This window comes from Vibrio qingdaonensis (assembly GCF_026191675.1).
Classification (GTDB): Bacteria; Pseudomonadota; Gammaproteobacteria; order Enterobacterales; family Vibrionaceae; genus Vibrio; species Vibrio qingdaonensis.
Genome location: NZ_JAKRRY010000011.1, coordinates 117,495 through 132,145, shown reverse-complemented (window position 1 = coordinate 132,145; position 14,651 = coordinate 117,495). Strand labels below are relative to the sequence as shown.

13 protein-coding genes are annotated in these 14,651 nt (G+C 38.6%); 6 read left to right on the top strand and 7 right to left on the bottom strand.

What is annotated here, in order from left to right; genetic code table 11:
- The first annotated feature begins 72 nt into the window (after positions 1-72).
- Positions 73-432, top strand: coding sequence for a transposase (locus MD535_RS10625; RefSeq protein ID WP_390902924.1), 360 nt, complete (start codon positions 73-75; stop codon positions 430-432).
- Between the two features lie 203 nt (positions 433-635).
- Here the strand turns inward: MD535_RS10625 and MD535_RS10620 are convergent, their stop codons facing one another.
- The 5 genes from MD535_RS10620 to MD535_RS10600 form a co-directional block, all read right to left on the bottom strand.
- Positions 636-1,625, bottom strand: coding sequence for a hypothetical protein (locus MD535_RS10620; RefSeq protein WP_265675007.1), 990 nt, complete (start codon positions 1,623-1,625; stop codon positions 636-638).
- A gap of 37 nt (positions 1,626-1,662) precedes the next feature.
- On the bottom strand, positions 1,663-2,547 hold the full coding sequence (locus MD535_RS10615) for an OmpA family protein (RefSeq protein WP_265675006.1): 885 nt from the start codon (positions 2,545-2,547) through the stop codon (positions 1,663-1,665).
- Positions 2,522-3,229: a fimbrial biogenesis chaperone gene (locus MD535_RS10610; protein WP_265675005.1), complete on the bottom strand. Its 708-nt coding sequence runs from the start codon at positions 3,227-3,229 to the stop codon at positions 2,522-2,524. Before MD535_RS10610 ends, MD535_RS10615 begins: the two co-directional genes overlap by 26 nt.
- Before the next feature lie 9 nt (positions 3,230-3,238).
- Positions 3,239-5,659 (bottom strand): fimbria/pilus outer membrane usher protein, encoded by a 2,421-nt coding sequence (locus MD535_RS10605; RefSeq protein ID WP_265675004.1) that lies wholly within the window; start codon positions 5,657-5,659, stop codon positions 3,239-3,241.
- A 79-nt stretch (positions 5,660-5,738) separates the two neighbouring features.
- Positions 5,739-6,320, bottom strand: a complete 582-nt coding sequence (locus MD535_RS10600) for a fimbrial protein (RefSeq protein ID WP_265675003.1) — start codon at positions 6,318-6,320, stop codon at positions 5,739-5,741.
- 216 nt (positions 6,321-6,536) lie between these two features.
- Between MD535_RS10600 and MD535_RS10595 the strand changes: the two genes are divergently transcribed.
- Positions 6,537-7,517 carry a hypothetical protein gene (locus MD535_RS10595; protein WP_265675002.1) on the top strand — a complete coding sequence of 327 codons (981 nt, stop codon included), beginning with the start codon at positions 6,537-6,539 and terminating at the stop codon, positions 7,515-7,517.
- On the opposite strand, the gene MD535_RS10590 is transcribed toward MD535_RS10595, so the two are convergent.
- Positions 7,486-8,403 carry a LysR family transcriptional regulator gene (locus MD535_RS10590; RefSeq protein WP_265675001.1) on the bottom strand — a complete coding sequence of 306 codons (918 nt, stop codon included), beginning with the start codon at positions 8,401-8,403 and terminating at the stop codon, positions 7,486-7,488. The two genes, MD535_RS10595 and MD535_RS10590, sit on opposite strands and share 32 nt — an antisense overlap.
- Before the next feature lie 136 nt (positions 8,404-8,539).
- On the opposite strand from MD535_RS10590, the gene MD535_RS10585 reads away from it, so the two are divergent.
- From MD535_RS10585 to MD535_RS10570, 4 genes are all read left to right on the top strand, one after another.
- Positions 8,540-10,879 (top strand): hybrid sensor histidine kinase/response regulator, encoded by a 2,340-nt coding sequence (locus MD535_RS10585; RefSeq protein ID WP_265675000.1) that lies wholly within the window; start codon positions 8,540-8,542, stop codon positions 10,877-10,879.
- On the top strand, positions 10,869-12,038 hold the full coding sequence (locus tag MD535_RS10580) for an EAL domain-containing response regulator (RefSeq protein ID WP_265674999.1): 1,170 nt from the start codon (positions 10,869-10,871) through the stop codon (positions 12,036-12,038). The genes MD535_RS10585 and MD535_RS10580 overlap by 11 nt, the downstream gene beginning before the upstream one ends.
- Positions 12,019-12,624 carry a response regulator transcription factor gene (locus tag MD535_RS10575; protein ID WP_265674998.1) on the top strand — a complete coding sequence of 202 codons (606 nt, stop codon included), beginning with the start codon at positions 12,019-12,021 and terminating at the stop codon, positions 12,622-12,624. Before MD535_RS10580 ends, MD535_RS10575 begins: the two co-directional genes overlap by 20 nt.
- A 102-nt stretch (positions 12,625-12,726) precedes the next feature.
- A complete protein-coding gene (locus MD535_RS10570) occupies positions 12,727-13,350 on the top strand; it encodes a helix-turn-helix transcriptional regulator (RefSeq protein WP_265674997.1) in 624 nt (207 codons plus the stop codon).
- 551 nt (positions 13,351-13,901) lie between these two features.
- Here MD535_RS10570 and MD535_RS10565 read toward each other — a convergent pair.
- On the bottom strand, positions 13,902-14,513 hold the full coding sequence (locus MD535_RS10565) for an AraC family transcriptional regulator (protein ID WP_265674996.1): 612 nt from the start codon (positions 14,511-14,513) through the stop codon (positions 13,902-13,904).
- Positions 14,514-14,651: the final 138 nt, after the last annotated feature.

The window sequence follows — 14,651 nt, the reverse complement described above, 5'->3', positions numbered from 1 at the left end:
CATCTCTACCAACGCAGTGCGAAGGAGCCGTGGTTACGCGCGACCAACATTTCTCGATACATCTTAAATGAAGTGCAAATTACCAACCTGTACGCCAAACGCATGCAAATAGAAGAAGCATTCCGTGATCTAAAAAGTACCGCTTATGGGATCCTACTTCGTCACAATAGAACTCGTTGCACTCAAAGGTTAGATATCCTGCTTCTTGTTGCGTTACTCGCTGAAATCTTGATGTGGTGGAATGGCCTAATTGCAGAGCAAGCCAAGTGGCACTTTGATTTCCAAGCCAACAACAGTAAACACCGCCGATCCCTATCAATACCTTGTCTCGGAAGAGAGGTTCGGAATCATCAACGATATTCGAATATCAAAGGCCCACACACAATGCAGGACTGGGGAAATTATGAGGGGATCTGTCAGCGCCTGTATTAAGCGTTTAGATGAGTACCCGTTTCGACAGTTACTCTCGTTGGTTGCAGCGTGTTTTTCGTAACCAAGGTGCTCATCAAGTTCAGAGGGTGCCTTAATCGACTTAGCGGACGAAGGCTTCTAGACCTTTCTTATTCTTAGCCATGACTTGCTTAATTATAAGCAGAGACACAATTTAATTTACAGGTTACTGAAAGTGGTAGCGACTAGTTATAGTGCACAGATATGTATGTTTGAAAGCTGAAGCTCCCATAATCTGAATTATTACCAAGTTTAAAGTTTGCTTGCATTGGTATCGTGAAACTGTTTCCCTGCGTGTCGTTGTTAAATTGGTATTTCGTAGAAAAAAGCATCGGTGATTCACTACCACCGACATTGTTAAAGATATTCATTGTAACGACTTGCCCGTCATTGTAAATTAAAGTGCTTTTATCTTGACTTAGTACTGAATTGTTCATATTTGTTGGTGTTACAGTGAGGTCAATGTTATTCTCCATTAAAGAGTTAGTTGTACAATTAAGTGATATGTTAAAGTAGATACTTACGTCTTCATTTACTCCTTTTATTAAGGTAGGAATAGTGATGTTCGAAGGGTGAGAAATATCACATGAGGCCTTATAAGCGGGAATGGTGCCGGTTTGACTAATGGTTTGATTAAATGTAATGTCATTATATTCTGGTTCATGGTTTTCCCACATGTAATTGATCATTTCAAACTGACCTAAAGCCCAGAGCTGAATTCCGTTTTTGTTATTTTCGTAACTTATGTCACCACTTTTTACAACCTCGAATATAGCTTTTCGTACGCTACCATTGTATCTGCCTGTTGGATGTTCTGCTTCGGTAAACATCATGACTAAGGTTCCAGGGTTACCTGCAATTGAATTAGAAAAATCAAGGCTACGTAGTTTTAAACCGGAAACAGTTGAATCAATAGTTTCAGTGGGGTGAGCTAAGCCTATTCTTGCTGTTGCCTTAGTGTATGGTGAGATACGGGTTTGGCAGTCATAGTCTAAAGTTACGAATATTCGACCAAGAACTTCCCCATCGAGATATTCTGAATTACCTAGTGGTATATTCTCTCCTACATAGCTAAGTATTGCTTTACTATTTACACAACGATAATCGTCAAGTGCTGAAACGTTAAATGACATCGTTAATATCAATGTTAATATGGAAAATAAGCCCAGTTTCATAAATGCTCCTAATAAGCGTTTGTTGTATATGATGCTATTAGTTAGCATTGTGATATTGAATGTATATTAATGGAAGAATTAACTCTTGATTAATGTTTGATCTTATCTCAACCCTATTGCCAGTAATTCCGTTTCTAACATAGAAAGCTCTTAATCGCTCTTCTCTTCTTTTTGTTAACCATTTATTGTAAGCTATCGTCCCACCTTTAGAATGTTTGTTAACGATACGAATATTCATGTTTGGGCGTTCGTGAAGATACTGGATACTCTCTTTGAGTACTTTTTCGTTAGTAATATAACTTGAATTTACTTTGAATACGTGTGTAGCCTCGATAATGTCCCTTTGCGGTGGGAGTGCTGACGGTACAACCACTTCTTCTATCGGTTGCTTACTTGTTGTAGGTTGCAGTTCTAAAGTTCTAGTACGAACTGGCTCGGATGCAGACAGAGCCCAAGTAATACCTAAAATGAACTCTGGAAGTACCCTTACGGTAGATTCTTTTTTGACAACAGCTGAAATACCACCAAACAACGCGATATCGCTATCTAGCTGGTGTTTTACGACGCCGGAAAAACCTGTTCGAAATGGGTTGGTCTCGTCTTCATACTGAATGAATGGTCCGAAGAGAAAAGAACTACCTGAAGAGAACTGAGAATGACCAAACAAAGAGACTCGAGCTAACATGTGCTTACTGTTAAGCAGCGTGTTGTTGTAGCCAAGCCGAGTTTCAACCACCAAAGCCGGTGCTATACCTGCCCCATAAATAACATTAGCAGAAAAATAGTCGTTGGTTGGTTGGTAGCCCGTCGAAAAACCAAAATAGTCTCTATTTTCTTTGGTGGAAAATGCCGTATCGGGAGCTGACCATGCTCCCGAAGACATGGTTAAACAAATACTAAAAGTTAACAGTTTGGATTTCACTTAAGCCACCATAGTCGTTGATAATCCCGAATTCCAAAGTGATATTCTTCGAATGTAATTCGTTTGGCACCGCATACTTTTGCTGGCCAAAAGGAGGCGTCATTTTGAATCTGTCATCGAGTATTTTAGATGCACTACCATTGCTCACTTTTAGCTGACCTAAGCTAAGGTAGTAAGGGCTATTATTTGTGGATTGAAGATACTTTTTGCCTTCCTCTTCGATGACTTTCCAAGAGAGGTTGTTAGTCGCATCGATTAACCCTGTCATATCAAACTGTTCGGGGCGTACAATGATCTTTATTCGCGTTCTGACCGCAATGTTTAATTGGTTCTGGTCAGTTTCAGATTTTTTGGGAATCTCTTGTATCGAGAGGAAGAAAAGACTCTCTCTGTCTTTAGCAAGCTTGCCCTCTATTGGTAGAATTCTCACGAAACCTCTTTCATTAGCACCTAGCTTGAAGATTGGTGGTGTGAGCACTAATGGCAGGTTGCGAGTGTTTCCATCGCTGTCCTCCAACCATGATTGAACCAAATATTCTCCTGCTGAATCATTGATGATGTCAACTTGGTGTTCTTTGGTCGTTGTGATTACTTCCCTTGTATTTATAGGCCGTACACCCGCGTGCAATTCTATAGTTGGCAAAAGACTAACAACGATAAGTAATAACGATCTTAAAAACATTTTTTTTTCCTAATTGCAACTTAGCTCAATGATGTCCTGTAAACTTTTAGAGTTGGGACTTACATTGATTGAAAATTCACATAGACCATCGCCAACAACGAATGCTGTTGATTGGTTGGGTCTAATGCCTGACAGATAGACAATATTGTCAGTGCCTACAAAGGACACTTCGTCAGATTGGTTATCCTGTGAAACAACATGCTCTCCGAATAAATTTTTGCTAGTATTGAGCTTTACAAGTACACGTTTACCTACTCTCGCTTTTAGGTCTACGAAGACGGTTGACCCGCGTCTTGGAATGTAGGTCTTACTGAATTCTACGAGCTGAACATCTGAGTTTCCTTCTGCATTGACATGGATTCTATTGGAGCCATAGTCATTTGAGTAAGGAATAACGGCGATACCGTTTTTATTTGTCTTTAGTGTAGGGTTATGATTTATAACAAGGTTCTCAGCATCTTTGACCTTAACGACGGCGGTGGTTTCACCCAAATATTGTGTTGCAACGACCCCTCCTTTATAGATAAGTAATCCTCCATTTGCACTTAGGCTACCTGCGGTTGTTTCACTTCTGGATTCAACATTCGCGGAAAACTGTCCATAAGAGGTTGAGTGTCGAACCATGGCAGACACAGATCTACTATCTGTGTTCGTATCATTTGATGTTTGGTTTACCGTTGCGCTGTAATCGTAATTTCCGGTTTTTCCGCTGTACGACAATCGATTGCTAAGGGTATTCGTGTTCTGTTCATGTGTAGAGGAGAACAGCACGTTAGAGTCGTTACTTTTGCCAAATGGTAATGATAGAGATAACCCAATTCTTCTATCACTGTTCACCCCATAATTGGCTTGCACAGTGTCGCTAATGGTGTAGTTTAAACCTACAGAAATCCGGCCAAGATTAAAATTCAGTGATGAGTAAAGTGACGTGCCGTTCAGCGATGAATTATGGTAAGTATCATATTTATAGGATAGATACAGTGACGCTTCGCTGATCGGCTGGTTAACGGATACTTCGAACCGATTTCTTAACCCTAGCCTTGTCTTGTGATTCCCATCGACTTCGTTTGCGGTGGAAATATACTCTTCAAAACTGAGAAAGTCAGGAGAACGATATTGATAGCCGACTAATTGTAAACTTGTTGCGGAGCGGTAAAACTGCTTTGCATACAAGCTTTTTAAAATAAAACCGTTGTACTGTTTATGGTCGTCAAAGCTAGTATAACGCGTTGCCCCACTTTCAAAAGACATTGCGCCCAATCGACCTAAGTCGTAAGTAACGCCAAGCTCGCCATAATAATACCGTTCAGACAGCAGAGTTGAAAACTTTGGTGTAATTACGCCAAGCCCATATTCAAAACCACCTGTTAGTACAGCTGGTTCAATAGAAGCGTTCGAATTTCGGTATTGGCCAGCAGATACAGAGTAATTAAAACGCCCCTCGCGAAGTAGAGAGGGCAGTTTAGTAAAGGGTATGGTTCGACGACGGATTTGACCATTACTTTCTTCTATGACCAATTCTAAATCGGCACCTGTACTTGATACATCAAGATCACTAATTTCGAATTCACCTGGAGAGACTACTCTGCTATAAAGGACTCGACCACTTTGGAGCACTGTGACTTTAGCTGAACTTAAGGCGATATCCTTTAAAATAGGTACGTAATTGTTCCAATGTGATTTGTACATTCTCGATGCGTTTAGAAGGTTAAGACCTGTTAAAGGCAGTGACCCGTTAATAGCAGAGATGCTGCCGGAACGTATTTCGCCAAAACTTGCCCTAGAGGTAATACTGTCGATATCTCTGTAAACGTAAAAATCGCTCAAATTAGAACTAAAAATATGACCATTTTTATATACGTTCCCCCCACCTTTCAGACGCCACATGCCAAACGTAGCAAGCGCTTGGATACCAAGGTAGCCATTTATATTGGATGAGTTGCTTGCTCCGTTGATATACGAATTATAATTTAGCTTAACGCTATTTACACCTTGATCCCATTTAGAGGGTAGCGTTTTTAATTTTCCGTCGCTTTTGTCGATATTGACGTCCGGTATACTAAGTATTAATAATGACTGTGAGGAAATATAGTTAGCCGTAGCCATAGGGCTAATATCCTCGACGGTATAACAGTCTTTGGCGACTGCGGGTGTTTTGATATTTAAATCAAGAACGTCAACCTTAGAAAGGCAAGGCTGAAGAACGTTGGTGTCATTTAGTTTGAACTCAATAAGCATACGTTGTGTGCTCTGTTTATTGAGCTCTACATCAATCATGTGCTCTCCTGGTGCTATAGCTTGTTCAAACCAACGCATATCTAGTTTTTTTCCAGAGATATCGCTATTCATAAAGCTTAGGTCGAATTCCGAGCCGGATACTTGATAGGAAAGCAATAGGGGGATAAAACGTAAAAATTGATGGTTTTTCATATTCTACCGAGAGTTATTAGAGAGTTGGAGTCAAAACCAAAATAGGAACTGACTCCAAAGGTACGCATGTCAGATGAGCTTAGTTGTATTCGATGACGTATTTCGCTGTTGCTAGAACATCACCAGCAGTAGGCTTGTTTCCAGTTACATTGATATAAGCCGCTTGGAAATTGAAGGTGATTGGAACTGCAGTTCCGCTGGCTAATGGTAGAGTTTCTTCAGGGGCTATCGCGCTACCACCGTTGATGTCGATCTTAGTTGTGCCGTCTTCTTGAAGTAGCTGAATTCCGACACCTTGAGCAGCATTAGCCGCAGTGTTTTTCAATGCATATTGTTTGTCAGGATCACCAATCCCGGAGAATGCTACTCGCGCTTTAATGGGTTCTTCGTCTGGACCTTGACAATTTGTTAATTGGATGTTGAATGATGTATGACCACTTAGGGCGCCGGAGGTTGCGTCAATACTGTCGGTTGTGATGCTTGGCATTGATATGCTTAGCGTCTCCGTTGCTGTCCCATCAGTTGTCCCGCCACTTACTTGACACGATGCAGCAGTAACTTTACCGTTAAAGGTTATTTGGCCATCGTTAGCATAAGAGCCAGCACTAATTAATAATATGCTACTAGCGATAATGCTTTTACATAGAGTGTTTTTTTTCATTTGATAGATCCTATATGTTATTGATTATAATAATTTGCGAGTCTTGATAAACTACAGTCAACATATTATCAGGGCAAACAGTTAGTGGAATAGGAATTGGCGAGAATGGCTGTAGTATTATTCCTACCTGGAAGTTTCTGGAGTATATTAAGTCAATGATGATAGGATCAATTTCGTACAAATAATAGTTGCTTAAGAAAATATAGGTTAAAGTTAATGAAACTAATATTTAAATTTATAATTTTTTTCACATTGGTTTTTTTACCCAAAGTCACATATGCTCTCCCTTGGGGGGTGTGTAGTGTAAGTGGGTATTCATCGAATTTTGTCGGTAAAGGTATACCAATTGGTGATGCTGAGGTTGGGGAGATTATTGGTCAAATTAATGTTAGTTTTAACTGGCGTTGCAGGCCGCATAGTGGCAACACCGCGCGATTGTTTATTGTTCAAATGAACACTTCCTTGAAATCCGGTAACACATTTTACTCAAATATTCCCAATATTGAACTTGAAACACCTTTGACGGTGGAAACGCAGATAGGTGGGCAGGAAAATACGATTGTTTTTGTTGAAACACAATCAGGGCCAGTTGAGGATTCATACATAGCCTCTGGAGTGGTAAATACAACGATGTTCAACGTCAGAAAAGTAGGAGAGGTAAATGAGAGTGTACAGAGCGAATTCTTAACTACCAGTTACATAATGGATCTTAACTATAGTGAGTTTTATAGTGCAGTAGGCAACTTTGTTGTTAGAAGCTTTGCTAAGACCCCTGTGAGTTTTTATAATGCAAGCTGCCATCTTAACTATAACCCGGCTCAAAGCATTCCAACTATCACGGAAGGAAAAGCCCTAAAAGTAACTCACGACTTTGATATTAATTTATCATGTGTGAGTCCTATTTCAATGCAGAATAACGTTTCTTGGACGTTTAATGTTGAAGGAGATAACGTGTCGATTCCTGAAGGTAACGCGATTGCAGTCCATGCCGGTGATGGCGTCCCAACAGTGCTGATGGCTCTTCATAATATGAAAGGAGGTGGTAGTGGCATATTATTTAAGCACCGCTATGACTTTCCTACCGATGGAATACAAAGTAGTTTTACCTTTCCTCTTAGATCAGAATTTGAATGGATTGGTAGTGGCCCAGTGGGAGCCTATAGTTTCAAGTTAAATTTTCAAGTTGATTATAACTAGTAGGGTCTGATTTTAAAACACTAGCTACAATGTTATATAGTTCATTCGTTAGTAGTTCGTTTTGGTGTGTGTTATAATAGAGTCCAAAAGTCAGTCGGTTGTTTTCTAAAGGCCAAGATATGTAATGGAGATCGTGATACTCGGCTATGACTTTCAGGATAATAAAGCATAAATTTTTCCGTTTTACTATTTTAATGGCTGTAGCTAAATTATCAACGAAGTGCGTGTAATTTAAATTGATATCATTTCTATTCGCTATGCTGTTTAATATTGTCTCTGTATCATTCCAGTCTTTGACTTTTAGAAACATAAATTCGTTCTCTTTGGCGAGTTTGTCCAGCGTTTTGTACTTATCTTTTTCTGAACAGGTGACTGCGAGGTCGTACGTAATCATGCGTCGATAACGTATTTTTCCAGGATGGCTTACTTGGCTAGAGTGGATGCCAAAATCAATGATTCCCTCTTGAAGTTGTTGGTTAGAAGCTGAATCCCAGGTTAAAAGTTCGATGCTTGCATTGGGAAATTTGTTGGAAAGTTGTACTGATATTTCGTCACCATACAAATCCATTATCATATGAGTGATCGCGACTTTGATAGGTTTGTTATAGTGTTCAGTAGAGATAGTATTTTTGGAGCTAATGGTATGACTAATATCAATAAGTAGTCTTTCAATAGTTGGGGCGATACTGCTTGCATACTCGGTAGGAAGCATGCGATTGTTTGAACGTATAAATAGAGGGTCATCAAGCTGTTCCCTTAATTTTGAAAGATCCTTACTAACCGCGCTAGTGGTTTTGCCAAGTTTTTTTGCGGCTTCAGACAAACTTTGTGCATTGAATACTTCCAATAGTGAATACAGTAACTGAAGGTTTTCTACTTGTTTCATACTACTTAAGATGCTCTCAATAATTATTATCACACCTGTAGTATATTTCTTACTCGCGTAATCATCCAGTCTTACATCGAAAATATCCATAACAATATAGAATTAAGGAATATTATTTCTGGTTGGCTGCTATGTAATGCGAAAATTCTTTGATTCATTTAGTGGGCTAGTGCTCTTTGTTACCTCTCTTTTTTTAAGTGTGGGCTATGCATTTGTCGATGCTGATTTTGGTATGGGCGATCTTAGTGGCAGTGGCTTGAATAAAATGAACAATATTCTCTTGCTTGAACATGACCAACCTAGTTTAAGTTCATTGATAAGGGAGGGGTTTAAGATGTATACGTTAGTGGGATGGACAACAATATTGGCATCAAGTGTAGCACTAATGATATTCATGTTTAAAAGTTACTCGCGCTTCAAACAGCGAGTCTTTGATAGTTCAAACTGGTCAGCGAGTATTATTTCTCAATTACCGAGTTTAATTATTCTTGAAGATGATTCTGAGATAGGGGTGAGTAACTGCCCTTATTATTCATCCTGTCTTAAACTTGGTGGCTGTCATATACAACAGCAAATAACCGAACAGGAAGATAGTATACATAAACTTAGAACAAAAAATATCAAGGAATGTAAGTTTGGGTTTGTTGATAAAATTCGTGTCACTAAGAGAATAATACCGAATAGTAACAAGATGTTGACTATTGTCGATGATGTGAGTTCTGAATATGAGCAGCGCGCAGCATTAGAACAAGCACATGAGTTAGCAAAGCAAGCCGTTCAGAGTCGAGACCGATTTTTAGCGACCATGAGCCACGAATTGAGGACGCCAATTGCTTCTATGATAGGTTTGCTTGAGCTACTTTCTTTTGAGAGTAGCAGTATAGCTGATGACTATAAAATTAAGAGTTTAACGTCATCGGCAAAGAACTTGCAATTGTTGGTTAATGACATTCTCGACTATAGTAAATTGGATAGTCAAGGCATAAGTCTAGTTGAAGGCTACGTATCATACACGGATTTGCTTGGTGATTTAGTTCGGTTGCATGAGACGTCGGCAAGAGAGCGTGGTTTAGTGTTTGAAACAGAGTGGAGTAGAAATGACATAGAATACATATTGATAGACGATCTTAGACTTGGGCAAATCGTTAACAATATTTTATCCAATGCTGTAAAGTTTACTGAACAAGGTAAGATTCTAGTCAAAGTTAGTGTGACGGAACATGATATTAGCATTAGCATTACTGATACTGGCATAGGCATCAGTTCAGATAAACTAGAGTTCATCTATGACCCATTTCGCCAAGCTGATGATTCGATTGAACGTCAATATGGTGGTACCGGATTAGGTCTCACGATTGTAAACAAGCTGATTAATTTAATGGCTGGATATATCTCAATTGATTCTATAGAAGGAAAGGGAACCAATGTAACAGTATCTTTGCCAATAAAGAGTTATAAGCAAAAAAAAACAAAGTTATGCTTTGACTATTCGGGAAAGGATCCACTTGTCAGGCATTGGTTTAAATCTTGCCCTAGTCAAGATAATTGTATGAAAATTGTCGATTCATTGGATGATGTAACAATGAGTGATGATAAAGATGAATTAATACTAATAAACAATGATCGTATTGGTATGGGGTTTAACAAAGAGTCCGGTATTTGGGAGATAAGTACTGAGCCTTTTTATCCAGACCTTTTCTATAAATGTAAGGAAAAGCTAAGTACATCGAGCAGTGGAATTAAGAAAGAAGGTGTTCACTCTTTATGCGGGCTTAAAGTATTAATTGCGGAAGATAACCCGATTAATCAATATATGTTAAGTGAACAAATGGAATTACTGGATATAGAAACGGTTATCGTATCTAATGGAATTGAAGCGAAGAAAGAACTGCAAAATAATGGGGCGGATTATGACATGCTGATTACCGATGTTCATATGCCTAAAATGGATGGGATATCATTGGTTCATTGGGTAAAAAAGAACTTAACATCATTTGAAAACAAGCCTATATTAGGTTGTACCGCAGAGCACTCTAAGTCACTTAAAGCTAGAATGCATGAATTTGATGACGTTATTTTGAAGCCATTCGAAGTGAAAAAGCTATTCGATGTCATCTCTAATAATCGCTACAAGTATAAAGCGCATAAAGAAAAAGATAATAAGATAGCTAGTTATATATCAACGCTTTCAACAGAGCAAAGAACATATCTTCATAAAATTTTCTGTGAAACAATGACGAGTGATTTATCTCTTCTTGAATTAGCTATTGACATAAAAGAAATAAGGAAATTAGCGCATAAAATAAAAGGAGGATCTAATTCAATTGGTGAATCAGAAATCGGTGAAGTTGCAGGTCTACTAGAAAGTCGATGCTTAGAGTCTATATCTGTTGAAGAGGTGATAGAGAGTAAGGATGTGCTAGTAAAAGTTTTGTCAAATAGGCTACAAGAAATTGGGTATAGTGATGATGTATAAAAGTATATTATTGATTGATGATAGCAAGATTGATAGGGAAATGACTAGTATCTACTTAAGTGCTTTAGGGGTAGGAAGTGTTCAGCATGCAAGTAATGGTGAAGTAGCATCAAACATTCTCGCAACTCAGTCTTTTGAACTTATTATTTGTGATATTGACATGCCAGTTTGCGATGGATTGGACTTTATTAAGCGTCTCGCCACCATCGATAAATCCGTTCCTATATTAATGATTAGTTCAATCGCGCAAGGTTTTTCTCAATCTGTTGTGTTAATGGCTAATAAATTAGGTTTCAAACGCGTTGATTTTCTGCAAAAACCTTTCTGTATCGATACATTAGGGGAAACGCTGCAATCGTTGATGCTGAGTAAGAGTATTAAACCAAATGTTTTCAATAATGATTTTCAATTGCACGAATTGTTAACTGCGCTATATCAACATCAAATTGTGAATTACTATCAAGAAAAAGTTGCACTGAATTCACAGCAGATTGTAGGGTATGAAATACTTTCTAGATATGAACATCCTATCCAAGGTGTTATACCAGCAGCAAGGTTTTTGGTGGATGATCTGCCTACAAGCTTTTATTGCCAACTTTTCTTACTTAGTTTAGAGAGGGCAATTCGTTATTGGAAATTAGAGAACATCGATGTTCCTTTTTCTATTAATGCATCACCTGATATATTTTCTACACCTGGAATAGTTACCTCAATCATAGATTTGTTAGTGTCTTATGATTTCGATTTTAGCAAGGTGATTATCGAAATTACAGAAGGACGTAGCTATTTACTGGATAGTACGTTTTTGTATGCATTTAACAAGCTAAGTTTAGTTGGAATTAGATTTTCAATCGATGACTTTGGAGAGGATCATGCGACATTTGAAAAACTAGCTAGTTTGTCTTTTTATGAACTCAAGATATCTAGGAAGCTTTTACTCGCGAGTGGTGAATGCAACAAGATATATGCATTAATAAAAAATATAGTTTTGGCTTGTAAGGATATTAATATACAAACTGTGGCTGAAGGTGTAGAAAACAATGAATTGTTAAAATTAGTTAATGATCTTGGTTTTGACATATATCAAGGTTTTCTCTTTGGTAAGCCAAGCCAAGCCATAAAGTATAGAGGTTTAGTGAATGAATATATTGATAGTTGACGATCATCCGCTAGTATGTGCGGCGTTAGAAAGTGTAATAAAAGATAGCTTTTCAGGTGTAGTGGTAGAGCAAATATTTTGTGCAAAAAAAGCATTGGCGTATTTAGCTAAATGTAAGGTGGATATTCTAGTGTTAGATATAGAGCTGGGTGATGATGATGGATTTGATTTACTTCATAAAGCAAAACGGTTTGGCTTCGACGGAAAAGTGATCGTAATCTCTAGTAAAGATGAAAGATTATGCTCCGATCTTGCAATTAGTAAGGGGGTGTCGGGATATTTAGATAAAAAAGAAAGTGTTTCTCGAGTTGCAGATGCGGTTAAGGCCGTTAGCCGTGGTTATACTTACTTTCGTCAGGTGTCGTCAAGGGTTTCGCAACGAGGGAGCGGGAGGTCAGTCAAACTCTCAACTCGAGAAAGAGCAGTGCTTAGGTTGTTGTTAGATGGCTATCCCAATAAGGAGATAGCACGGAAAATGAATATTAGTGAGAAAACGGTAAGTACCTATAAGCGTCGGATCCTTGATAAATATGATGTTCGTTCTGTTTTTATGCTAGTAAAATATTCAAGCTATATCATCAGGTGATTTCCTTTTCGGACAATTAGCTTTTCCTCAAAGTAAAAGTTTTTGACTTACTATGATACCTCGGTAATGGATTACTTAACTCAATTAATCTACGAGGTAGTCATGTTACGAGAAAACTCCATTAACTTTATTGTTGTAGAATCGCAACCTTTATTATTACACTCACTTACGAAGGTAATCGAGGAACTGCACTTTACAGCGAATGTCTATAGTTTGAAAAGCTTGGATGAGATTGAGGATTATGTTCAATCTAAATCCATCCACTGTATTATTTTCGACCCTTTGAGTGATGTCGCCAGCGCGACGTCCGTTATGTTATCACTAACTGAGTCTCGCCCTCATATCTATAATATAGCGTATAGCATGAATATTTCCTCTTCTTTCATGAGGTTATTTGAAACGATGAATATCAAAGGGGTGGTCTCTAGGCTTGACTCAATTGATACCCTTGAAGCGGCTCTTACCGCCGCAGCCAATGGTTATGTCTTTAAAAAGTGCCGTGTTGAAGATGAAGGGAACGAGGTACACCTTTCAAAACGAGAGCTAAGCGTGTTACAACTGCTGACAGACGGACATAGAAATAAAGAGATTGCGCGTAGGCTAAATATAAGTGATAAGACAGTGTCTACTTATAAAAAACGAGTGCTAGAAAAATTTAATGTGGATAACATCATGGGGCTTATTTCAGAAGTCAGTGTTCGTGGGGGGTTTCTTACGAATAGATAGCCCATCTCCTATGCTACGCAATCTGACAATTAGTTATCATAGTGTAATGAACAATAACGATAACTAACTTGTCAGTTAAGGTGAATATCCAGTGGAATATGAACACGCATGTAATCTTACTTCTTGTGGCAATTGTAGCCAACTAGACGAAATTCAAACATACTTTGGACTCACGTTAGATGTTGAGGGAGATAAAGTGATGGAATCTAGGTCACTCATTAACATGTCAATGCTGACAGTACGGTCATTATGTGTTTTTTCTCGTTACGGTGAGAATTACGTGGTATCGAAATATTGCGTTAAAGATTACGTTTGGCGCCGGCCAGTGACTGATAATAACTTAACGCATACTATTCATAAGTGCCGGAATGTCCTGAAAGAATCGAATACGGGATTTGATGTAGTGAACATTCGTGGTTTCGGTTACTGTCTTATGAACGTTAATTTTAACAGCGGTCGTATAACCTGATTTTGCGTAGCGTTGAGACTTATAGATACGCAGTTAGTTATTAGATAAATAGCTGATTGTTGAGGCTGAGCATTGAGATGGCTCATTGGGAGAAGTCTTCACTACCTAATAGGCTTAAGGATAGTGACTGGAGCTGCATCTCGCTCCCACCAAAAAGCTTTTCGCATATGCTCTCTTTTTTAATGCCAGAAAGTTTCTGTTTTCTAGCTTCTCTTACTAGTAAGACGAGAGACAGCTCACCACTGATACTAGTCGTATTGGGGCGCCACTCAGTGATCTCTTTGCACTCTTTGCTTTGAGAGAGATGTGGGTGCAGAGCAACTACCTCGTGGCGTACTACTTGAAGTAAATCTTTTCTGATTTCACTATCTATCTGTTCATTGAGTTTATTGAGCAAGGCGGTGAGTAGACTTGTTAATGTGACTCTCCCTGCTTGTGAAGGAAAGAGATCAGATAGGCGTACAGAGAACTTTGCCAAGCTTAGTTTTGTGTTGGGCAATATCGTCAAACTCGACAAGCAGTCAAACGGTAGCCAAAAAGCCTCCCCAGCATTGTACACGTATTCATTTTTACCAAGCTTCAGTAGCACTTTACCGCTTTCAATACGATACAGCTGATTATGAAGCGTTTTTTTGCGCGGGGTAATCGTTAAAAACTCGTAATGAGTGGATTGGAACTCGATAGCGTGGTTCATGATTGACTTAATTTGGCTAAACTGCCCATAGATTAACGTGACTTTTTAGCAAAGCCAACCTTAGATCACGCTTTTACATGAATGAAAATGAACATTACACGAAAATAGTGGTCTGACCTTAACAGAAATAGACTTAAG